The sequence below is a fragment of the Spirosoma sp. genome, assembly GCF_048594605.1.
Classification (GTDB): Bacteria; Bacteroidota; Bacteroidia; order Cytophagales; family Spirosomataceae; genus Spirosoma.
The window spans coordinates 1-22,097 of record NZ_JBMDWV010000343.1; the positions used below are offsets into that span (position 1 = coordinate 1).

The 22,097-nt window shown below is 48.6% G+C and carries 16 protein-coding genes and 1 tRNA gene; 8 read left to right on the forward strand and 9 right to left on the reverse strand.

The window, feature by feature from the left end:
* The 4 genes from ACOJS8_RS20735 to ACOJS8_RS20750 all read right to left on the reverse strand — a co-directional run.
* Positions 1 to 2,751, reverse strand: a 2,751-nt coding sequence (locus ACOJS8_RS20735) for an efflux RND transporter permease subunit (RefSeq protein WP_420150463.1), incomplete at its 3' end; no start/stop codon positions are given.
* Positions 2,752 to 2,853: 102 nt separating this feature from the next.
* Positions 2,854 to 3,909, reverse strand: a complete 1,056-nt coding sequence (locus tag ACOJS8_RS20740; RefSeq protein ID WP_420150464.1) for an efflux RND transporter periplasmic adaptor subunit — start codon at positions 3,907 to 3,909, stop codon at positions 2,854 to 2,856.
* Between the two features lie 45 nt (positions 3,910 to 3,954).
* Positions 3,955 to 5,286 carry a TolC family protein gene (locus ACOJS8_RS20745; RefSeq protein ID WP_420150465.1) on the reverse strand — a complete coding sequence of 444 codons (1,332 nt, stop codon included), beginning with the start codon at positions 5,284 to 5,286 and terminating at the stop codon, positions 3,955 to 3,957.
* Between the two features lie 58 nt (positions 5,287 to 5,344).
* Positions 5,345 to 5,821 carry a MarR family winged helix-turn-helix transcriptional regulator gene (locus tag ACOJS8_RS20750; protein ID WP_420150466.1) on the reverse strand — a complete coding sequence of 159 codons (477 nt, stop codon included), beginning with the start codon at positions 5,819 to 5,821 and terminating at the stop codon, positions 5,345 to 5,347.
* A 273-nt stretch (positions 5,822 to 6,094) separates the two neighbouring features.
* Here ACOJS8_RS20750 and ACOJS8_RS20755 point away from each other — a divergent pair, with 273 nt between their 5' ends.
* Positions 6,095 to 6,565 (forward strand): Uma2 family endonuclease, encoded by a 471-nt coding sequence (locus ACOJS8_RS20755; protein ID WP_420150467.1) that lies wholly within the window; start codon positions 6,095 to 6,097, stop codon positions 6,563 to 6,565.
* Between the two features lie 174 nt (positions 6,566 to 6,739).
* Here the strand turns inward: ACOJS8_RS20755 and ACOJS8_RS20760 are convergent, their stop codons facing one another.
* From ACOJS8_RS20760 to pdxH, 5 genes are all read right to left on the reverse strand, one after another.
* Positions 6,740 to 8,512 (reverse strand): ABC transporter ATP-binding protein, encoded by a 1,773-nt coding sequence (locus tag ACOJS8_RS20760; protein ID WP_420150468.1) that lies wholly within the window; start codon positions 8,510 to 8,512, stop codon positions 6,740 to 6,742.
* A gap of 173 nt (positions 8,513 to 8,685) precedes the next feature.
* The gene (gene acs, locus ACOJS8_RS20765) at positions 8,686 to 10,581 is read right to left on the reverse strand and encodes an acetate--CoA ligase (protein WP_420150469.1); all 1,896 of its coding nucleotides are present in this window, start codon (positions 10,579 to 10,581) and stop codon (positions 8,686 to 8,688) included.
* 94 nt (positions 10,582 to 10,675) lie between these two features.
* Positions 10,676 to 10,897: a DUF6814 family protein gene (locus ACOJS8_RS20770; RefSeq protein WP_420150470.1), complete on the reverse strand. Its 222-nt coding sequence runs from the start codon at positions 10,895 to 10,897 to the stop codon at positions 10,676 to 10,678.
* 42 nt (positions 10,898 to 10,939) lie between these two features.
* Positions 10,940 to 12,511 carry an MFS transporter gene (locus tag ACOJS8_RS20775; protein ID WP_420150471.1) on the reverse strand — a complete coding sequence of 524 codons (1,572 nt, stop codon included), beginning with the start codon at positions 12,509 to 12,511 and terminating at the stop codon, positions 10,940 to 10,942.
* 134 nt (positions 12,512 to 12,645) lie between these two features.
* Positions 12,646 to 13,287 (reverse strand): pyridoxamine 5'-phosphate oxidase, encoded by a 642-nt coding sequence (gene pdxH / locus ACOJS8_RS20780; RefSeq protein WP_420150472.1) that lies wholly within the window; start codon positions 13,285 to 13,287, stop codon positions 12,646 to 12,648.
* 93 nt (positions 13,288 to 13,380) lie between these two features.
* On the opposite strand from pdxH, the gene ACOJS8_RS20785 reads away from it, so the two are divergent.
* The 7 genes from ACOJS8_RS20785 to ACOJS8_RS20815 all read left to right on the forward strand — a co-directional run bounded on the left by ACOJS8_RS20785 (position 13,381) and on the right by ACOJS8_RS20815 (position 21,997).
* Positions 13,381 to 15,666, forward strand: a complete 2,286-nt coding sequence (locus ACOJS8_RS20785; RefSeq protein ID WP_420150473.1) for a DUF349 domain-containing protein — start codon at positions 13,381 to 13,383, stop codon at positions 15,664 to 15,666.
* 135 nt (positions 15,667 to 15,801) lie between these two features.
* Positions 15,802 to 15,885, forward strand: a tRNA-Thr gene (locus ACOJS8_RS20790).
* Positions 15,886 to 16,390: 505 nt separating this feature from the next.
* Positions 16,391 to 17,491 carry a hypothetical protein gene (locus ACOJS8_RS20795; RefSeq protein WP_420150474.1) on the forward strand — a complete coding sequence of 367 codons (1,101 nt, stop codon included), beginning with the start codon at positions 16,391 to 16,393 and terminating at the stop codon, positions 17,489 to 17,491.
* Between the two features lie 839 nt (positions 17,492 to 18,330).
* Positions 18,331 to 20,037, forward strand: a complete 1,707-nt coding sequence (gene kaiC / locus ACOJS8_RS20800; RefSeq protein ID WP_420150475.1) for a circadian clock protein KaiC — start codon at positions 18,331 to 18,333, stop codon at positions 20,035 to 20,037.
* A 35-nt stretch (positions 20,038 to 20,072) separates the two neighbouring features.
* Complete coding sequence (locus ACOJS8_RS20805; protein ID WP_420150476.1) at positions 20,073 to 20,363, forward strand: circadian clock KaiB family protein; 291 nt, start codon at positions 20,073 to 20,075, stop codon at positions 20,361 to 20,363.
* A 6-nt stretch (positions 20,364 to 20,369) separates the two neighbouring features.
* Positions 20,370 to 20,687: a circadian clock KaiB family protein gene (locus ACOJS8_RS20810; RefSeq protein WP_420150477.1), complete on the forward strand. Its 318-nt coding sequence runs from the start codon at positions 20,370 to 20,372 to the stop codon at positions 20,685 to 20,687.
* Positions 20,687 to 21,997, forward strand: a complete 1,311-nt coding sequence (locus tag ACOJS8_RS20815) for a sensor histidine kinase (protein WP_420150478.1) — start codon at positions 20,687 to 20,689, stop codon at positions 21,995 to 21,997. Before ACOJS8_RS20810 ends, ACOJS8_RS20815 begins: the two co-directional genes overlap by 1 nt.
* Positions 21,998 to 22,097: the final 100 nt, after the last annotated feature.

The window sequence follows — 22,097 nt, forward strand, 5'->3', positions numbered from 1 at the left end:
CACAATGGAGAACACGGTCAGGCTTTGCATCGACAAAGCCAGCGCCAGCAACGCACCGATCAAGGCCACCGGAATCGAGAACAACACGACGAACGGATAAACTACACTTTCGTAGAGCGCCACCATGATGAAGTACACCAGCAGAATAGCAATGCCTAAGGCCAGGCCCAGACTACCGAACGCATCGGCCTGCTGTTGTAACTGACCCAGGTACTGAACCGAAATCCCTTCGGGTAGCTGTAGTTTCGCCACTTTCGCCTGAATGTCGGCACCCACCGTACCCACCGGACGGCCAATAACCTGCGAGTTAACTGTGATTGAGGAAAGGCGGTCGATACGTTCCAGAACGCTTTCGCCGGTTTGTTCCTGCACCTTCGCAAACTGCGACAGTTCGAAAGTTCTGCCCTGATTATTGACAAACGTTAAGCGGCTGACATCCTGCGGGTTTGTGCGGTCGAAACGGTCCAGACTGATCAGAATATCGTATTCGTTCCCGTTCTGCTTGAATTTCGACAGGTCATTTCCACGGAATGCATTCTGTAAGGCGATCCCTACGTCCGATGCGCTGATACCTAGCTGTGCCATTTTTTCACGGTCCAGACTAACGGTTACTTCAGGCTTCGGATCTTTCACCGAAAACTTAACATCCTGCGTACCCGGAACCGACGTAACCACATTTCTGATCTGAGTGGCGGCCTGACGAATCGTTGTCATGTTGGTCCCTTTCACCGCGATCTGAATCGGTGCCTGCGATGCCCCTACAATACCGACCGGACTCACGGTCACTTTCACCCCCGGAATCTGCCCAACTTCCCGTTTCAGAATCTGCCCGAAATCGTCAGTCGATACGGTACGTTTGTCTTTATCGATCAGCTTTACGTTCAGATCAACGATGTTACTGTTGGAGGACGTAGCAATACCGCTGCTGGTGTAGCCGACGTTCGTGAAAACGTTCGTGACTTCCGGGTGCTTCATAATGATCTGCTCGGCCCGCTGCGATATTTCGTTAGACTGATAAATAGAGGCTGTAGGCGCCAGTTCCAACTGTACGCTCATTTCGCCCTGATCGCTTTGCGGCATAAAGGCCGCGCCAATAAAACCGGTTGGAACTAAGGCAATCGAGCCAATCAGCAAGGCAATAACGGCCAGGAAAACCCAGCGTTTATGGCCCAGTACGGTTTCTAAAATGCGTCCATAAGCCGCTGTAATACGGTCTAGCAGATGCTCGAAGCCGAGGTTTAATTTACCCCATAACGAGTTCGGATTCAGGGCTTCCTGTTTTCCGAAACGCGAAACAAGCAAAGGCGTTAGCGTAAATGAAACGAGTAAGCTCATCAACGTTGAGAACACAACAACCAGCGAGAATTCCCGCAGAATATTGCCAATCAAGCCACCTGTCATGGCCAGCGGTACGAACACCACAACGTCAACCAACGTAATGGCTAGGGCGGTGAAGCCGATTTCATTACGTCCTTCCAGCGCAGCCTTCACCCGATCTTTGCCCATTTCGAGGTGCCGGTTAATATTTTCCAGAACCACAATAGAGTCATCGACCAGAATCCCGACTACCAGCGAAAGCGCCATTAGGGTCATCAGGTTGAGCGAGAAACCCGATAAATACATCAGCACAAATGTTGGTAATATGGAGGAGGGCAAGGCAACCAGTACGAACAGCGACGACCGGAAACTGTGCAGGAACAACAGCATCACAACCGACACGATCAGCACGGCCAGAAAGAGGTCGTCGACTACGGCATGGGCCGAAGCCAGCGTATAGGTCGACTGGTCGGAGGCAATGTTGAATTTCAGTTTAACATCGCTGTGCTGCTTTTCCAACGTAGCGATACGTGCCCGAACTAACTCACTCACCGACACCGCATTCGCGTCCGATTGTTTCTGAATCTGTACGCCAATGGAAGGCAGCGCATTGATGTGGTTGATGGCCGTTGGTTTAGCCGTTGCATCCACCACTTCCGCTACGTCTTTCAACTGCACTTCACTACCATCCGTCCGGCGGGCAACAACCAGGCTACGTAACCGATTGGTGGTTTCGACCGAAGCATCGAAACGGATTGAATATTGCGATTTCCGCGTTTCCAGCTGACCGGCCGGGTAGCTGGTATTAGCCGCGTTGATGGCCTGCGAAACCTGACCAATCGAAACACCGTATCCGCGTAACTTTTCGGCATTCACATTCACCTGAATTTCGCGCTCGCTACCGCCGATGACGTTCACCTGTCCAACGCCCGCTACGTTCGAAAGCTGTGGTTTCAGTTCGTCGTCAATCAGATCGTACAGCTTGGTTGGCGACAGGTTTGCCGTTACGCCCATTCGCAGAACCGGAATTTCGTCCGTCGAGAATTTATTGAGAATCGGGCGGTCAACATCATCCGGTAAGAGGTTGATGATCTGCTCAAGCTTCCGTTGTGCATCCTGTTGCGCCAGCGTTACGTCGACGCCGTTTTTCAACTGGATGATCACAATCGAAGCGCCTTCCTGCGAGGTGGCTGTCATGCGGTCCAGCCCTTCCAGCGACGACAGCGCGTCTTCAATCCGTTTCGTTACGTTCGTTTCCACCTCATCGGCCGAAGCGCCCCGGTACGTAGTAGCCACGCTAATAACGTTGGCTTCAAATTTTGGCAGCAGATTGTACGAAAGTTGCTGGTAGCTAAGCACACCAAACAAAATCAGTACGGTGAAAATGGTCGTTACCAGTAACGGCCGTTTAATGGCTATCTCAGTTATTGACATGACTTGGTTTTTTAGATCGTATCTATGGGCTAAGCCCGTATCTCATTCATCCTCACGCACGGGCCAAAGCCGAACGTGGTCCGGCCCGTAGATACGTTCAATTTACTTTGTAATCTGCACGTTTTTGCCTTCGCTCAGGTTCAGTTGACCCGTCGTAACCACTACGTCGCCAGCAGATAGCCCACCCAGTACTTCGATGGTATCACCAAAGTCGCGGCCAACCGAGATTTTGCGTTGACGCGCTACGTTGTTTTCTACTACATAGACATACGGATTCTTGATACTTTCAACTAACGCAATACGTGGAATCTGTAAAGCTTTCTGGTTCGACTTCTGCGAGAAATCAACATTTACGAACGTACCGGCTTTCAGGCCACCGGCGCTGTTGATCGTGATTTCGACCGGGTAATTGTGTTCGTCGGTACCCTGCGGTGCGATGTACGAAATCTGTCCGTTAAATGTCCGGCCCGGAAATACGTCGGCAGTAACCTTCACCGACTGGCCTTTGCGGAGCTGATACACATCACTTTCGTTCACCAGTACGTTGACTTTCAACCGCGCTACGTCCAAGACTTTGCCAAGCGTACTGCCGACAGTAATGTACACACCGGGTTCGATGCCTTTCTGAACAATCTGACCGCTGATCGGCGCTTTTACGTTAGCATCCTGAATCTGCTTTTTGATTTGTTCTGCCTGATTGACTGCGTTTTCGTAATTGAATTTTGTATCGTTTACCTGAATTTCCGTCGTAGCGTTTCCGGCCAGAAGCGTGTTATACCGCGTTACGTCTTTCTTCAGTTTGTCGATGTTAAGCTGCGTAGCCTGAAGCGAAAGTTCTTTAAGCTGGTTATCCAGCTCAACCAGCGTTTGCCCCTGACTCACCTGCGTGCCCAGGTTAAAATTGACCCGCGTAACTTTCCCCGCTGTGGTAGCCGTAATGTTAGCTTCGCGGAATGGAATCAGATTGCCGGTTTTAACAAGCTGCTGACTAACAGCACCTTCTTCGACTTGCGTAGTCGTGACCGGAATGGATACGTTTGTATTGACGACCGGTTTGTTCTGCGCATCGATCTTCTCTTTGTTCGACGCCAGCCGAAAACCGATCAGCGCAACGAGGACCATAGCGGACGTAATGATAATTAAGGTTGTCTTTTTCATGGCTTTTGGTTGTATTGCCTGCTAACGACCGCTCCGGCGGCCCGGTTAGAGTTGATTATAGAAATTAAGTAAGGTACCCTTCGATTGTTCGAGATCAAGACGTGCCTGATACAGATTAATGAGGGAATTGATATAGTCTGATTGCGACTGGCGGTATGACGTATCGGCATTGACCAGGTCGGTCAGCGACTTAACGCCCTGTTTGTACTGCAGCGTAGTGATGTTGTAGACTTCCTGAGCCAGCTTTACGTTCCGGTCGCCGTTTGTTACGTTGGTCTGCGCTTTCTGAATCTGCGACTGAGCGTTGTTGAACTGAAGCCGGTAAGCGGCTACGTTCAGGCGCTGCTGTTCTTCCTGCGTTAGTACGGTAAGCCGTTGCTGTTTCACCTGCGCATCGCGTTGGAAACCGTCGAAAATAGGGATACTCAGCCGCAGGCCAAAACTGCCAAAACCGACAAAGTTGCTGAATAGCTTATCAATTGTCTGCGCACCCAGATTGACAGTACCATAGTTAGCGGTCAGGCTCAGCGTGGGTATATAACCAGCCTGAATCCGTTTCAGTTGTAGCCGTTGCAGCTCCAGATTTGTAGCCGCCTGCTGGAACGAAACCAGACTTTGGGCGTCAAATGGCGTCTGTTCAACAACGGGAAGCTGCGTAAGCAGCGTTGAGTCGGCCAAGACCAGACTTTGATCGTCTGGTAAACCCATCTGATACTTCAGACGATTGTAAGCCAGGTTCAAATCATTCTCCGCCAGCGTCAACTGCGATTGCGTACTATTGTAACTCACTTCGGTGCGTGTATAATCGACGGGCTGAATAACACCGTTGTCGCGTTGCAGTTTCAGAATATTCAGTACTTGCTGCGTCCGCTGCAGGTTGTCACGTAGCAGTGCGATCTGCTGCTGAGCGATGAACACCTGATAGTAATTGCTGGCGATATTATAAATAATATCCTCACGGGTTTGACGAGTATTCAACTCGGCCAGTTGCTGATTCGGCTTGTTGGCTTTAATACCCAATAGCAGCGACCGATCATAAATCGTTTGGGAAGCCTGTGCGGTCAGGTTGGTCTGGTATTTCTGCCCAATAATAAATACTTGTGGTTCAGGCCCAAAAACTCCTGCCGGAATGACGCTCCTTTGCAGCTTAATATTGTTTGTAGCTGTTCCCGTTGCTGATATCTGAGGTAAGTACTGCCCTAAAGCCTGCCGAGCCTGCTGATCCGCCGTTTGAACCTGATACTGCGCGATACGTACCGTTCCAAAATGCTGCAGACCGTAGTCGATACAGTCTTTTAGCCGAAAGCTGTTCGTTGACTGGGCCCAGCCACTTTGTGCCAGCAGAAATAATAAGCCCAGTGCAATTTTATGTTTCATAAGTGAAATTAAGTTGACGTGTCTACAGTAGATATATCAACTAGTTGAATAAAAAAAGTTATTTATCTAATAGGGTGGAAATTTTCCGCAACGTCGCCATAAAGGAAGCGAGTTCTTCTGCTGGCAACTGGTCGGTTACCTGTTTGTCGATCCCTTCGGCGGTTTGAATAACCTTCTCAATAACCAGCTGACCAGCCGGAGTTAATTTGACCAGATTTTTGCGTCGATCAACCTCATCGGGTACGATACGTAAATAGCCATCCCGTTCGAGTGTACGTATAGAGCGTTGAATGCCTGATTTATCCTTATGAAGCAGGTTAGCAATCTCCTGCTGCGACAGCAAATCATCGCCTGAAAAGTAGATCGTAAACAGAATCGGCAGTTGCTCAAGCTGGAGGCTAAAGCCCGACCGGATCAGTTCCCGGTTTGCTTTTTTACCCATCAAATGACCCACATGGGTAATTGTAAAGATGGACAGCTTACCCATCCGCCCCGATATTTTCTCCCGTAGTTCTGCTTCTTTGTCGATAACCATGGCGCAAATGTAATGTCTTGTTGATATATCAACTAATTTTTTATGAAAAAAGTTTTTTGTAAAGTGAGCACATGGGTCGATTGCTGTAAGATAAGTAACGTAGCGGCCAACGGACTAACTCTGAAGAGATTGAATGTCTATCAAATAAACCGCTTTCAGGCCTTGCTGGTGATAATAGATCATGGAAGCCACATCTACGAACGTGGAAGCTACCTACTTTGATGCTGTTACGTGATTCAGTAGATTTGCTAGTAGCTGAAGACATACTCGATTATGCAATTGCCTCTGAATATTCCCCAACTTGACCGCTTCACCGATGAAGAATTAGTCCGATTCTGCCTGGTTAATCCCGAACTGAACGTGGAGCGTGACGAAAACGGCACCTTATACATCGACATGTCTCCAACTCATTTATTAACGAGTTCCAACAACAGCGAATTAAATACTGAAATAGGAATTTGGAAGCGAAAAGCCAAAGCTGGCAAAGTCTTCGACTCGAGCGGTGGATTCTTTCTGAAAGACAAATCAATGCGGGCACCCGACGTAGCCTGGATTCGGCGTGAGCGGTGGGATGCACTAAGTAAAAAAGAGAAACATTCGTTTCCATATCTGGCACCCGACTTTGTGCTGGAACTGCTCAGCGATTCAGATAACCTGGAAGCGGTTAAAGTAAAAATGGAAAAATGGCTGCTCAATGGTGTTCGACTAGCGTGGTTGGTTTCGCCCAATGAAAAGCTAACCTAAATCTATCGGCCTGAAAAACCTGTTGAAACGAAGGCTTTTACCGAAAAATTGTTGGGTGAGGACGTACTGGTTGGGTTTGAAACCGTACTGGCTGATATTTTGGAAGAATAGTCCATACTAAACGAAACAAGAAAGCCGATCTGGATGGATCGGCTTTCTTGTTTCGTTTATTAATCAGGCAGTCACTAATTCTTTACGTTCGCCGATCTGCTGGCGCCACATCGCGTAGTACAATCCTTTTTGCGCCAATAGCTCCTCATGACGACCCTGCTCTACTACGTGTCCCTGCTCCAGCACAAAAATCCGGTCAGCATGAAGAATCGTGCTCAGGCGGTGCGCAATCAGGATCGTAATGTGTCGGCGTGAACCGGATAAATCACGTACTGTTCGGCCAATTTCCTCTTCAGTCAATGAATCCAGGGCGGAGGTTGCTTCGTCGAATACCAGCAGAGCCGGTTTGCGGAGCAGCGCGCGAGCAATGCTCAATCGCTGTTTTTCGCCACCGGATACTTTTACACCCCCTTCGCCAATGACTGTATCAAGTCCCTGCGGAGCACGGGCCAGTAATGAGTCGGCGGCTGCCTGATGCAGCGCTTTCATGCATTCCTCGTCCGTAGCGTTGGGCGCTACGAAGCGTAGGTTTTCGCGGATGGTTCCGGCAAAAAGTTGCGTATCCTGCGTAACGAAGCCAATTTGTTCACGTAGCTCGTCCAGGTTTACCTCATTTCCAGGAATGCCGTTGTATAAAATCTGACCACTCAGGGGCTTGTACAGACCAACGAGCAGCTTTACGAGCGTAGTTTTCCCTGATCCGCTGGGGCCAACAAACGCAATGGTTTCACCAACTTCGGCATCAAACGAAATCCCGTCCAGGGCAGGTTTTTCGGCAGTGAGATGTTTGAAGTGAACATTCTCAAAAGCCAGTGTTTGGAGAGACTTAACCGGTTGTGGGAGCGCTGGTTTAACGTCGCGGGGCGTATCCAGAATTTGCTGAAAGTTAGCCAGCGACGCTTCCGTTTCCCGATATACGTTGATGATATTGCCTAGTTCCTGCAACGGTCCGAATATGGCGAAGGAGTAAATAAACAGCGAGAAAAACTCACCGACCGTAATTTTGCCCTGTACCACCAGAAACAGCATGAGTAGCATGATCGCGTTACGTAGCAGGTTCACGAACGTACCCTGCACAAACGACAGCGACCGGATGTAACGCACTTTTTTGAGTTCGAGCTTCAGAATTTTATCCGTCGTCGCGTTCAGCCGTTCGGTTTCCTGTTGGGCCAGCCCCAGACTTTTTACCAGCTCGATATTCCGTAAACTCTCCGTCGTTGAACCAGCCAGTGCGGTCGTTTCGGCCACGATCGTTTTCTGGACGGTCTTGATTTTTTTGCTCAGCAGCGAACTCACGAATCCCAACAGCGGAATAGTCAGAAAATAAGCCGGAGCAATGGGCCAATAGACCGTAGCGGCATACCACATGACAAATATGATCCCAACGACTGACGTAAAGAGCACATTCACAAATGATTGGATCAGCTTTTCAACATCGGTCCGTACCTTCTGCAACTTGCCCAGTGTCTCGCCCGAACGCTGATCTTCAAAAACCTGATACGGCAAATCGAGCGAATGACGAAGCCCATCGGTATAGAGTCGGGCACCGAGCCGCTGGGTAATCACATTGACGTAGTAATCCTGAAAATTCTTGGCAATCCGACTTACCATCGCTACGCCCAGGGCTTGTAAAATCAGCAGACCAGCGCCATTTTTCAGAAATCCCCAGAAGTCGATGGTTCGCAGGCTTCCGCCCGGCTTTACTACGTACTGGTCAATGATTTTCCGGAAAATGTACGGATCGAGCAGTGAGAAAATCTGGTTGATCGCTGCCAGAAGCAGCGCGAGTGCCAGCAGGCCCCAATAGCGCCGTAAATAACTGTAGAGTAGTTTCATAGATTTGTTGGTGGTAAGGCCGCGGTCAGTGCCTATGGATAATTCGGACGTATTAAACGCCGGGCCGCTTCTCCTATTGCAACAAAAAAATGAGCATTTTAAATCAATTTGACCTGACAAAAAACGCCGGGCGTTTCTGTCCGGCGTTACTACGTATTCTATTTTCAAAAGCTTTAAATTACCCCGGCTTTAATTTCATCCACTACCGAGGGGTCAAGTAACGTAGTGGTGTCGCCCAGATTACTGGTGTCGCCTTCGGCAATTTTGCGCAGAATCCGGCGCATGATTTTACCCGAGCGGGTTTTGGGCAAGCCCGTAACGAACTGAATTTTGTCGGGTTTGGCAATGGGGCCAATTACCCGGCTGACTGTTGCCAGAATGTCGCGTTTGGTCAATTCGTCGTCGTGACCACCGGCCTGGTTTTCCGTAATCACATACGCGTAGATTCCCTGCCCTTTGATGTCGTGTGGATAGCCTACTACGGCGCTCTCCACTACGCCCGTGTGCATGTTGATCGCGTTTTCGACCTCAGCTGTACCGATGCGGTGACCCGATACGTTCAGTACATCATCGACGCGACCCGTAATGCGGTAGTAACCGTCTTCGTCGCGGAGGCAGCCGTCGCCGGTGAAATACAGGCCCGGATACGTAGCGAAATACGTCTGGCGGCAGCGCTCGTGATCACCATACGTAGTGCGGAGAATACCCGGCCAGGGAAATTTCATGCACAGGTTTCCGCTGACGCCATTGCCTTCAATTTCCTGGCCGTTTTCATCGACCAGGATCGGCTGAACACCGGGTAGTGGCAACGTAGCGTAGGTTGGCTTGGTTTTCGTAACACCGGCTATCGGCGAAATCAGAATCCCACCCGTTTCGGTCTGCCACCACGTATCGACAATCGGGCAGCGGTTTTTACCAATATGATCGTCGTACCAATGCCAGGCTTCTTCGTTGATCGGCTCACCAACGGAACCGAGTACCTGTAAACTACTCAGGTCGTGATTTTCAACTTTATCTAAGCCAAAGCCCATCAATGACCGAATTGCCGTTGGAGCCGTGTACAGAATATTAACGTTGTATTTGTCGGTAATGTCCCAGAAGCGGCCACAGTCTGGGTATGTTGGTACGCCTTCAAAAATGATGGACGTAGCGCCACTGGCGAGCGGACCGTAAACGATGTAGCTATGGCCAGTAATCCAGCCAATGTCTGCGGTGCAGAAAAAAATCTGCCCTGGCTCGTACTGAAATACATTCTGGAAGGTATAGGCTGCATAAACCATGTAGCCACCACACGTATGTACGACGCCTTTAGGCTTACCCGTTGAGCCAGACGTATACAAAATGAACAGCATATCTTCGGCATCCATTTCCTCGGCGGGGCAGTCGGCCGTAACCTGCTTGATTTCCTGTTCCCACCACACATCGCGCCCTTTCAGCATCGAAACGGGTGTGCGGGTACGCGTCATGACAATAACACGCTGAACACTCGGACATCCAATCAGCGCATCATCGACGGTATTTTTTAGCGGAACTTCTTTGTTACCCCGATACGACCCATCTGCCGTAACGACAACTTTACACTGCGCGTCGTTAATGCGGTCGGCGATGCTCTGCGCCGAAAAACCACCAAAAACTACCGAATGCACAGCACCAATACGGGCGCAGGCCAGTACGGCAATAGCCAGTTCGGGCACCATCGGCATATAAATACACACGCGGTCGCCTTTCACAACGCCGTTCCGTTTCAATACGTTGGCAAACCGACAAACCTGGTCGTGGAGCATCCGGTACGTTAACGTAACGCCCGCTTCGTTTGGGTCGTTGGGTTCCCATATGATAGCGGGTTGGTCTCCCCGTTCGGCTAAGTGCCGGTCGAGGCAGTTTTCCGTAATGTTGAGTTTGCCACCAATGAACCACTTCACATTGGGTTCGTCAAAATTCCACTGCAGGGTTTTGGTCCAGGGTTTTCGCCATTGGAAATTCTGCGCGATTTCAGCCCAGAATTCTTCCGGATCGTCAACACTTTTCTGGTAAGCAGCCTGGTATTCGTCAAAGGTTCGGATACGCATTTTAATAATTGACTATTGAATGATTGAATAACGCGTTACTAGTGGAACGACCAAAAGGTTTACAAAACTATTCACTCATTCAAAATTCTAGTGTTCACTCATTGGATTTATATTCTTCGTCGAGGGCGTACTTGCCAAACAGAATCAATCCGCCAACAACAATAGGAACCAGTACTAATAGTACAACCCAGCCAAAAACACGGTCTTCGAGCTGATCGCTGCTAATTTTAGTCAGGCTGTCCGTAATGCGGTCGTAACCAACGTATATACCGAGTAGTATCCAGACAACACCGAGGTATTTTTTGAGAGCATCCATAGCTGTAAGGGATGAAGAAAAGATTATAAGGTCTTTTTACGATCAATCATCGGCAGTCCTGTAACTTTTTTTGTCCAGATACAATACGCCAATGACAAAGCAGACACTCGCCACCAGAATTGGGTACCAAAGCCCTTCCAGATAAGGTTTGTCGACCGAACCGGCCGTGGCTTCGTTGGCTTTGGTTGCCGTCGCAACGAGGGCTGTTGCGATGAAGGGAGTCAGACCCCCGAAAATACCGTTGCCGATATGATAGGGTAACGACATCGAGGTATAACGAATCCGGGTTGGGAAAAGCTCAACCAGAAATGCGGCAATTGGTCCGTACACCATCGTTACGTACGCCACCTGTACAAACACCAGCAGCACCATCAGCCAGAAATCGTCCGTAGGTAACGTAACCGCTTTCGTTTTTTCGGGTTTAGGCGCTACGCTGGCTGCTTTCGCCGGTGCTACGTTCTTTTCGATTTCTTTGGCAACCAGACCACCCGCGTAGACGTGTGTGGTGGTCATTGTTGTTACTAAATCGCCGTTCTCCTGCTTCGCCAGTGTTCGATTGATGGTTTGAGCATCAGTAAATTCCTGCTTCTGAGTCACATCGGCCAGGCTATACATCTTATCATAAATCGGGCGGTACGTCAATACGCCAAGCGCCATGCCCGCCAGCATAATACCTTTACGACCGATCCGATCCGACAAACCGCCAAACACAACAAACAAGGGCGTAGCGGCCAGCAGTGCAATGGCCACAATGGTATTCGATTGGACAAACTCGATGTTACAGGCTTTCTGAATAAACGACAGCGCGTAAAATTGCCCCGTGTACCAGATGACGCCCTGCCCGGCTGTGGCCCCAAATAACGCCAGCAGTACCATTTTCAGGTTTTGCTTTTTACCAAAACTTTCTGCCAGTGGATTTTTCGAGACTTTCCCCTCTGACTTTAATTTGGAAAACAACGGCGATTCGGCCATGCGCATCCGAATGATAATCGAAACTGCAACCAGCAGAATCGACAGGATAAACGGCACTCGCCAGCCCCAATCCGAAAATTTGTCTACGCCGAGGGCATCCCGCGTAATAAGAATCACCCCCAGCGATACGAACAGGCCTAACGTAGCGGTTGTCTGAATAAAGCTGGTATAATAACCACGTCGGCCTTCGGGCGCGTATTCGGCTACGTAGGTAGCGGCTCCGCCGTATTCGCCACCGAGCGCAAGCCCTTGAATTAAACGTAGCAGCAAGACGAGTAGGGGAGCCCAGAAGCCAATGGTGGCATAGCCCGGAATGAGGCCAATGGCAAATGTAGAGCCGCCCATCAGTACCAGCGTAACCAGGAACGTGTATTTTCGACCAACCAGATCGCCCAGCCGACCAAACACCAGTGCGCCAAACGGACGCACCACAAAGCCAGCCGCGAAGGTCGCCAGCGTAGAAAGAAGCGCAGCGGTCGGATTGTCTTTCGGAAAAAACTGGGAGGAAAGAATCGCGGCTAAGCTTCCGAAAATATAGAAATCGTACCACTCGATGAGCGTTCCGACCGACGAAGCCGAAATGACACTAAAAAGCGTTCGGGAAGAAACGACCTGCGTTGTTTTGGCTTTACTGCCGGTCATAATTACAATAGAGAAGGAGGTTTTCTCCAAAAGCAGCCTCGTTCCGGTTTTTACCGTAAGGATTGACTGGCTGAATGATTGAGTAATTAAATAAGATGTGAGTCAGCTAATTCAATCATTCAACCAGTCAATCCTTACGGCGATAGCCGCTCGATTAGCCAGTTATCGCCGTCTTTTCGGTAACGGATACGGTCGTGCAGGCGGCTGGGCCGACCCTGCCAGAATTCCAGTACGTCGGGAATGACCCGAAAACCGCCCCAGTAAGGCGGACGAGGCACAGGCTGTCCGGCAAACTGCGCTTCGAGTTCACGCTGCCGGTTTTCCAATACACTACGGCTGTCGATAACGGTGCTTTGCTGCGATACCCAGGCTCCAATCTGGCTACCGCGTGGGCGGCTATTGAAATAAGCGTCCGATTCTTCCGGACTTACTTTTTCGACACGTCCTTCGATACGTATCTGGCGTTCGAGTTCGGGGTAGAAAAAAGTTAACGTAGCAAAGGGACGGGCGGTAAGTTCTTTTCCCTTACGACTTTCATAATTGGTAAAGAATGTAAATCCCGTATCGGATACGTCCTTGAGCAGCACAATTCGCCCGTCCGGACGTCCCTCGGCCGTAACCGTACTAACGTGCATGGCATTAGGTTCAGGTACATGGGCGTTGAGAGCGGCATCAAACCACAGCCGAAACTGGGCAATTGGGTCAGATAATACGTCGGTAGTATCTAAACCGCTCAATGTATATTCATTTCGTAAATCGCTGATTGCTGCCGACATTCAGTAGGTTGCCTTTGGCTTTTCAATTACCGTATTACAGAGAAATTCGTATAATAATCGTACTTTTGCAAAAGTAATCGGTACGTTCCCAACATGGCAAACCAAGAACAGGAAATTAACCAGCAACCAGCAACCACTACTGAGGCTGCTGGCTCGTTGGCAGTAAATACTCCCAAACCCTCTGAAATACCCGCTGAACCTTCTTCAGCCGGGCCGACTTCTGCTGAGGTCACCTCTGAATCTGAAGTTGAGGCTACAACTTCTCAGCCTTTAGCAGACGCTTCGGGTACCCCCGAAAACTCCGCTGAGGGTTTACCACTGGCCGTCGAACCACAGACAGCAGAGGAAATCCCTGTTGCCACGCTGGATACGTCGACTGCCGCCCCCGTAGCATCTGTAGATGAATCAGGCAGCGAAGCTCCTGTTGACGAGTCGGTTACTCCGTCGGCTGAATCAACTCCTTCTCAATCAGCCGGTGAACTGCCTGCTGACGCTGATGTTCCGGACGTTCCTGTCGACGAAACCCCGGTTAGTTACGAAATCAAGACGCAGTACGCTGATGTGCCTGAGTCGGAAGATGAAGTATCGGCTCAGCCAGCAGTTGATTACAGCCAGTTTTCGAAAGCGGATTTTGTGAATCTGCTCGAAACACAAATGGCTGCGGTCAGTGCAGCATCTGTAACGCCCGGCGACTTTAAGAAAGCGGATCAGATCCTGAAAGAAGTGAAGCCATTCTTCGATCAGATGAAGCGGGCCGAACGAGAAGCTGCCCTACAGGCTTACACAGCTGAGACAGGAGCTGAAGAGGGTTTCGAATACAAATACGATGATTTAGTTCAGCGTTTCGACGAGCTTTATAAGCAGATCAAAAGTCTGAAGAACACGTATTTTCAGAACCTGGACAAAGCGAAAGACACCAATTTTGCGTCAAAGACTGAGTTGCTGACTCGTCTGCGTGAATTAGTCGAAAACGATGAAAATAATGCAGGCGACCCCAAAGTAAGCTGGAATGAGTTCAAGAAAATCCAGGACGAATGGAAAGCGGCTGGAAACATGAACTCTCCCCATAACGCTACGCTCTGGGCTACGTATCATGCGCTGGTTGATCGGTATTATAGCAATCGTAATATCTATTTTGAATTAAAGGAACTCGACCGGAAACGTAACGCCACGCTCAAAACGGAAGTGATCGAGAAGGTGGAAGCAATGGCGAAAGCTTCGGAAGAAACGCCCGTTACACGACAAACGATTGACGAAGCCAACGCGCTGTTTGAAGAATACAAACATATAGGACCAGCGCCCAAAGCTGAGCAGGAAGTGCTTTGGGGGCGGATGAAAGCCGCCCTGGACGTACTATACGACAAACGCCGTGGCCAAACTAACGAACAGCGTAAGGAGTCCGCTCAGCTCTACGAAGAGAAGTCGGCTATTTACGAGGAGCTAGTGCCTATTACGTCGTTTACGTCCAACAGCATTAACGACTGGAACGACAAAACGAAAGCGGTAATGGCATTGCAGGATCGCTGGAATGCCATCAAAGGCCCTATGCCTCGCGAAGAAGGTAAGGAGTTAAGCCGGAAATTCTGGGCCGCTTTGAAGACGTTCTTCCACAATAAGGGTGAGTTTTTTAAACAACTGGAGAGCAAGCGGGAAGAAAATCTGCGGGCTAAAACAGAGCTCTGTGAACAGGTTGAAGCCATCCTGGCCTCCGGAGAAGAATCACCCGAAGCCACCCAAACAGTTATTGAGCTGCAGCGGCAATGGAAAAATATCGGTCAAGTTCCAGAGAAACAGAAGAACACGATTTTCGATCGATTTAAGGCTGCCTGTGATGCATTCTTTAATAAGAAACGCACAAAAAATCAGGAAACGGAACGTGAGTTTGAAGAAAATCTGACTCAGAAAATAGCGTTGATTGAACGTATCGAAGCAGCCGCAACGGCTAACGCTGATCTTTCGCAACTCAATGAGTTTAAGAAAGAGTGGAATGCTATTGGCTTTGTTCCGAAGAAAGATATGCAGGCTACTCAGAAGCGGTATATCAATGCTGTAAATGCGTTGGTTGGTGCTACAGGTAAGATCCCAGCGAAAGATAAGGAACGTATCATGCTTCAGAGTGAAGCCGAAGCTACGCGCGGAGGTGGCAGAGACCGTGATTTCAATCGGGGTGATCGTGATGGAGGCAACAAGCGGGAGAACGATATTCGTCGGCGGATTACGTCGATTGAAAACGATATTGCTACGTATCGGAATAATATTGAATTTTTTGCCCGCTCGAAGAACGCTGATAAACTTCGCGCCGATATTGATAAGAAAATCGCTGAAGCGGAAAAGCAATTGGCCGATCTTCGGCATCAATTACGCGTAGCACAGGCATAATTGACTTTAAAAAGCGGAAAAGATAGTTGCCTGGATTTCGGTTATCTTTTCCGCTTTTTTTGCCAGTCGTCTTGTGAGTATTCGCCAAATTCACTACTTTTGCATCACAATTCGGAAGCGAGTTGTAAAGTTGTTGCCAGTGTCGGATAGCGGTCGATTCCGCCTGATTTGTAATCAGGATGCGCAAGCGCGTCGGGGGTTCGAATCCCTCCACTGGCTCTCTGATAATCAAATTGTTATAAAGAAAAACCGCCTTCAGTAACGTTGGCGGTTTTTTGTTTGCATACGTATTTGCAAACACAGCTATTTATATTGATCAATAAATCATAAGTATAAGACAGGTCAGAAAACTCGATTTAATTCTTAGAGCCTCGAATGAGACTTCTGAAAAGTCAGGTGAAATTGTTCAACTATTAAAAGAAAAGGGGGTGATGTGACACTTGAAGAAGTATACCGGCTTGGTAGACGGCTTAACGATGCCAGGTACGTAAAGTTCGTTGCTACTCGTGATAGTGCTCTGGTCGATATGAAAAGCGACGGGATTGAATTTGTAGAAGGTGATTCATTTACGCACAGAGGGCACTAGTCTTACCTTAAGTCGAAGATTATATCATCCATAATCATAATATATTTGTTAACTCCATCACAAGTCATGAGTAATCAACTATCCCAAGTTTTTCGTTGGGCAAGGCCCGCTTGCCTAATAGGGCTGCTTGCTAATCTCTTGGGAATCGAATCATGTAAACCTAAAGATACTCAACCGCTGATTTATCGGGATACGGTCTTAGTCACCACAGGTCTTTCCAGCGGTACGTTCGTACAACATAGCGAGTCGGCTAGCTGTAAGGTGGCGCCCGATGGGGCCGTTTACTTTGCTTACCAGGACGGCGCGCAAACAGGTCGGCTCACGCTCCAACGCTACGCCGAAGGCAGTTGGCAGTTCGTGGGACGACCCGGTTTTTCGCTAGGCGGGGCGCAAAATCCTCAACTAGCCCTTTCTTCTGATGGGCTACCTTATGTTGTCTACACCGATGTAGAAAACCAGCTCAAGCTCACCGTTCAGCGGTTTGTCAATGGAAGTTGGCAAGTAGTGGGCAAAGCTGGGTTTTCTCAGGGTATGGCTACGGAACCTTCGCTTGTAATTGGACCAGACGGCACTCCCTATGTCGCTTATGAGGACAGAGCGAACTATACGGATAAAAGCCAGGTAGTCGTACAGCGCTTTCAAAACGGGAACTGGCAATCCCTCACAGGGGGCGGCTTTGCCGGCCGGGAAACCATCTATCCTGCCTTAGCGGTCTCAAGTACAGGCATTCTGTATCTGGCCTATAGGGACGCTGAGAAAGGTTATGCGCTGATGGCCGAGCCCTGGGTTGCCGGCCGCTGGCAGTCAGTCAGTATGATTGACCATTGGGGGGAGCTTACCAGCGCTTCGCTGATGGTATCAGCTCAGGATGTGCCTTATATAGTTTACCTCAACGGGGCTCATCGACCTAGTGTGAAGCAATATGTTGATAAGAGTTGGACTAAGGTGGGTGAAGAGGATAGTTCACCTTACTATGCCTTTAGGCCAAGCATGGCCATTACCCCTCGTGGACTACCTTACCTGACGTATGGAGATCAGGCACGGCAGGGCAAGCTGACGGTGCAGCGGTTAGTAGGTAATCGCTGGCAGAGTTTAGTGGATAAAGATTATACAACCAACAGCTATGGATCGATCAGCATTGCCAGAGACAGTACCGTTTATGTAGGTCAACTAAGTGGATCTCTACCACAACGGCCCCGTTTGGTGATCTTCTGTAAAGTAGCTCAGCCCGCCCCCTAGTCTAACCTTATTACCCCATGAATTGAGATCAAATGTGTCGACAATGGCATAAAATAACTGAGACAGAACAATAGCCTGACTCAGTTCTATTCCGAACGCTTAACTTATTTCATTTTCTGCCCACTACGTCCGTGAAGGATTGTGCTGTGAAAAAGTAGTCTGCACAAGTTTAACACGCTGTTTTACCTTTAACTATCGATGCAGCTTCCTGTCTGTCAGAGTAAAGCGTAAGAGCGGTTTTTGTGATCAAATAACCCAAGCTCCCGATCGTTTCTATTTGAAGTGTCTGGTATTAATAGACTAAACATTGGCTTTTATCCTGTAAGAGCAGCACCCACTCACGTAGTTGCTGGATGTCGTTGCAGTCTTCGGGATTTTCTAGGGTTAGGGTCATAATGTTAAGAAGCTTTGTGAAGCGTCAGGAATGGATTGGAGGGCTCAGGTCTAGGGGGGACACCATTTGGACTAATGGGAATGAATGTGCAGAGTAGTAAAATCCGTGAAACGGACTCGTATAGGTCCTTCAGCAGATCATGTCTGAAGAGTATGTGTCAATCACTGCGACCTCTGACCAGTAATAAACTCAAAGGCTCAAACACTTGGTGAAATCACTACGTTAGAAAACGATAACTGACCGGGCTACATCAGCTATGAGTCTATCTGCTGATAAAAGTCTCATTGTACGCACCTGAAGCAATTATTTACAAACCAGAGCGATGGAGGGACAGATAGTTTGCGAATTACCATTTCGATAAAGAAAACGGTCATGTAGTGTTGTAGATATGATACTGTAATTTTATACTTATTTTTGATAAGTTTGTTGTTTCACAACTTTACGAATGAGTTCTTCCAACGTCAGTACACACAAACTTCCTCTATTGCCTAAAACTCCTACGGGAATAATTGGCCTGGATGAAATTACCAATGGCGGCTTACCGAAAGGACGTCCAACCCTTATCTGCGGTGAAGCGGGTTGCGGCAAAACCTTGTTTTCCCTGGAGTTTATTGCCCGCGGAGCGCTTGAGTTCAATGAGCCGGGCGTGTTCATGGCGTTTGAAGAAAAGGCCGAAGAATTGGCTGCCAACGTAGCTTCGCTAGGGTTTGACCTTCAGCAGCTTCAGGAAGACCAACTCCTCAAAATTGACCATGTCCACATTGACCGGAGTGAGATTGAAGAAACGGGCGAATATGATCTGGACGGATTATTCATCCGGTTAGGTTATGCTATTGATACCGTTGGGGCCAAACGGGTAGTGCTGGATACTATCGAGAATCTATTTTCCAGCCTGATGAATGAGAGTATTTTGCGGAGTGAACTTCGACGACTTTTCTCCTGGCTAAAAGATAAAGGGGTAACGACTATAATTACGGCCGAAAAAGGAAACGGCAAGCTAACCCGACACGGACTGGAGGAGTACGTTTCGGACTGTGTTATTCTTCTGGATCACCGAATCGATAATCAGATTTCTACCCGATTACTACGTATCGTTAAATATCGGGGGTCGATGCATGGTACCAACGAATACCCCTTTCTGATTGATGTAGACGGAATTTCGGTATTGCCGATTACCTCACTTACTCTGGATCATCCCGTATCCAGCGAGCGAGTTTCGTCTGGCGTACCGGCATTGGATCAGATGCTGGAGGGAAAAGGATTTTTTAGAGGAAGCAGCATCCTGATTTCTGGTACGGCGGGTACGGGTAAAACTAGCCTTGCGGCTTCATTCGTCCACGCTGCCTGCCAACGTGGAGAACGTGCACTTTTTTTAGCCTTTGAAGAGTCACCCCAGCAGATTTGCCGAAATATGCAATCTATTGGAGTTGATCTTAAAGAGCACGTTGATAAAGGCTTGCTGCGGTTCCAGGCATCGCGTCCAACACTTAATGGATTAGAGATGCATTTGGTGACGATACATAAACTGGTTAATCAGTTTAAACCGCAGGTCGTTGTGCTGGACCCCATCACGAACCTGGTTACAATCGGTACCCTGCGTGAAGTACGGTCTATGTTGATTCGATTGATTGATTTTTTACAGGCCGAACAAATTACAGTTGTCTTCACGGCGCTTTCCCTGATCACGGTGGTTAACGAACAGACCGACGAGGGAGTCTCATCGCTGGTCGACGCCTGGCTACTCTTGCGAGATATTGAAGCAAATGGTGAGCGTAATCGGGGACTGTACGTAATGAAATCCCGGGGTATGAAGCACTCGAATCAGGTTCGGGAGTTTGTCATTACTGATGAAGGGTTGAATTTGATCGATGTGTATTTAGGGGCTGATGGTGTATTGGTTGGCTCAGCACGCGAAGCTCAGCAGTTACAGGAAGTTACGGGAGTGGCCCTGCATGATTATGCGGTTTCGCGCAAAGACCGGGAGATTGAACGGAAACGTCTGGTTCTCGAATCCAAGATTGCCAGCCTGAAAGAAGAGTTTGAGTCGGTACGTGAGGAATTAAATAAAACCTTTACCGAAGAAGAACTGCGCAAAGAAATTTTGGAGCAAAATCGGGAGCAGCTCACGCGCAACCGACATAGTGGACAGTAACGCATATCATTTAGTTATATAGGTTTAGTTAATTGATGGATCAACAGGAAGATGTTTGGGAATTACGGCTTTATGTAGCTGGCAAAACGGCTAAATCAGTTGCGGCCTTAAATAATCTGAAGAAATACTGCGAAGAACATTTGCCAGGCAAGTACGTTATTGAGGTAGTCGATCTGTTGATACAACCTCAACTGGCAGCTGGCGACCAGATTCTGGCCGTTCCTACGCTGGTGAAAAAAGTGCCTGAGCCAATCCGGAAGATTATCGGTGATCTATCTAACGAAGAGAAAGTGCTGGTGGGTTTAGATATTCGCTCGGCAAAGTAAAAGGCTATGGGTGAACCATCAGAGGTTTCCAATTTCGATCTGGATGGTAATAACCATACGTATCAACTACGTTTGTTTGTAGCCGGCGCTTCGAGCCATTCTGTCCGGGCTATAGCAAATATCAAATATATTTGTGAAACTTACCTGAAGGGTCAATACACCCTGGAGATAATTGATGTACATCAGCAGAAACAGCTGGCTGAATCTGCGCAACTGATTGCATTGCCTTTATTAATCAAACTGGCTCCTCTACCAGAACGTCGGTTGATTGGCGATTTATCAGATATAAACAGGGTAATCAAAGAGTTAGGTATTGTCAGTTGATGGATCGGCCAAAAACATACGATCAGTTAGTTGCGGAAAATGAGCTATTGCGTATCCAGTTGGAGGAAGCGATGGAAACCATTCTGGCTATTCGTACAGGTCAAATTGACGCACTGGTCGTTGAAGGCAGTGACGGGCATGAACTGTACACGTTGAAAACCGCCGATCAGACCTACCGGGTGTTTATCGAAACAATGCATGAAGGAGCTGTTACGCTCGATAAGCGCGGGCTCATTCTTTACAGTAATTCCACATTTGCTTCGATTGTCGGACAGCCGCTTTCCAACGTAATAGGTGTTCCTTTTGCAAACTACGTTTCTCCCGAATACCGTCTCAGGTATGACGGTTTTTTTCAGGAAAGCTGGCAAAATCCATCAAAGGAAGAAATGAGTTTGAGGCATGGCGAAAGCGAGCTTATTTGTTTAGTGTCGGCTACTCCTTTGATGCTTGATGAAGGACCCTGTCTGAGTTTAATTCTGACGGACCTGACGCCCCAGAAACAGATGCAGATCGACTTACAAAGCAGCAATGAACAGTTGATCGATCTGAATGCTACGTTGGTATTGACCAATCAGTCATTAAATCGCTCAAACGAAAACCTTAAGCAATTCGCTTATATTGCCAGTCATGACTTGCAGGAACCCCTGCGCAAGGTTCAGCAATTCGGCGATCTTTTACAGGATCAATACAGCGGCCAACTGGGCGAGGGCATAAATTACTTAAATCGGATGCAGTCAGCGGCCAGCCGAATGTCTACCCTGATTCGCGATCTGCTTAGCTACTCACGTATCTCCACCCAGCCAGAAGCCCTTAAACCCGTTTCGCTCACAGATGTAATTGATCTGACACTGACCGATCTGGAGTTGCTTATTCAGGAAACGACTGCCCGTATTGAAGTAGGCCCCCTACCGACTGTGATGGGTGACGCTTCCCAGCTCGGACAGCTTTTTTTAAACTTGCTGAGCAACGCCTTGAAATTTCGCAAACCCGATCAGTCAGAAGGGCCACCCCTTATCCGCATACAGACCAGGCGTGTAGCAGCTGCGGATTTACCGCTTTCTGTGAATCCTATTCGATTAACGCAGGCTTATCACTGCATCGACGTTTCTGACAATGGCGTAGGCTTTGATGAGAAATACCTGGACCGGATCTTTCAGGTTTTCCAGCGGTTGCATGGTCGAAATCAATTTTCAGGAACCGGTATCGGATTAGCCATTTGTGAAAAAGTGGTGGCTAATCATGGGGGAGCCATTACCGCCAGCAGCCAGATAGGCACAGGCTCTACGTTTAGTGTTTACCTGCCGGCATAAGTCCTTTACTCACTGGTAGAAAACTAGTTACGATTAACTTGCCCGGCTTTTATTGTGCTTCTGTCGACCTATCAATCATGAACCAGACGGCTTTTTTAGG

What these genes read in the sequence shown, in the direction of transcription:
- ACOJS8_RS20740 (WP_420150464.1), bottom strand. Translation starts at nt 3,909, where the DNA reads ATGAAAAAGACAACCTTAATTATCATTACGTCCGCTATGGTCCTCGTT.
- ACOJS8_RS20745 (WP_420150465.1), bottom strand. Translation starts at nt 5,286, where the DNA reads ATGAAACATAAAATTGCACTGGGCTTATTATTTCTGCTGGCACAAAGT.
- ACOJS8_RS20750 (WP_420150466.1), bottom strand. Translation starts at nt 5,821, where the DNA reads ATGGTTATCGACAAAGAAGCAGAACTACGGGAGAAAATATCGGGGCGG.
- ACOJS8_RS20755 (WP_420150467.1), top strand. Translation starts at nt 6,095, where the DNA reads ATGCAATTGCCTCTGAATATTCCCCAACTTGACCGCTTCACCGATGAA.
- ACOJS8_RS20760 (WP_420150468.1), bottom strand. Translation starts at nt 8,512, where the DNA reads ATGAAACTACTCTACAGTTATTTACGGCGCTATTGGGGCCTGCTGGCA.
- acs (WP_420150469.1), bottom strand. Translation starts at nt 10,581, where the DNA reads ATGCGTATCCGAACCTTTGACGAATACCAGGCTGCTTACCAGAAAAGT.
- ACOJS8_RS20770 (WP_420150470.1), bottom strand. Translation starts at nt 10,897, where the DNA reads ATGGATGCTCTCAAAAAATACCTCGGTGTTGTCTGGATACTACTCGGT.
- ACOJS8_RS20775 (WP_420150471.1), bottom strand. Translation starts at nt 12,511, where the DNA reads ATGACCGGCAGTAAAGCCAAAACAACGCAGGTCGTTTCTTCCCGAACG.
- pdxH (WP_420150472.1), bottom strand. Translation starts at nt 13,287, where the DNA reads ATGTCGGCAGCAATCAGCGATTTACGAAATGAATATACATTGAGCGGT.
- ACOJS8_RS20785 (WP_420150473.1), top strand. Translation starts at nt 13,381, where the DNA reads ATGGCAAACCAAGAACAGGAAATTAACCAGCAACCAGCAACCACTACT.
- kaiC (WP_420150475.1), top strand. Translation starts at nt 18,331, where the DNA reads ATGAGTTCTTCCAACGTCAGTACACACAAACTTCCTCTATTGCCTAAA.
- ACOJS8_RS20805 (WP_420150476.1), top strand. Translation starts at nt 20,073, where the DNA reads ATGGATCAACAGGAAGATGTTTGGGAATTACGGCTTTATGTAGCTGGC.
- ACOJS8_RS20810 (WP_420150477.1), top strand. Translation starts at nt 20,370, where the DNA reads ATGGGTGAACCATCAGAGGTTTCCAATTTCGATCTGGATGGTAATAAC.
- ACOJS8_RS20815 (WP_420150478.1), top strand. Translation starts at nt 20,687, where the DNA reads ATGGATCGGCCAAAAACATACGATCAGTTAGTTGCGGAAAATGAGCTA.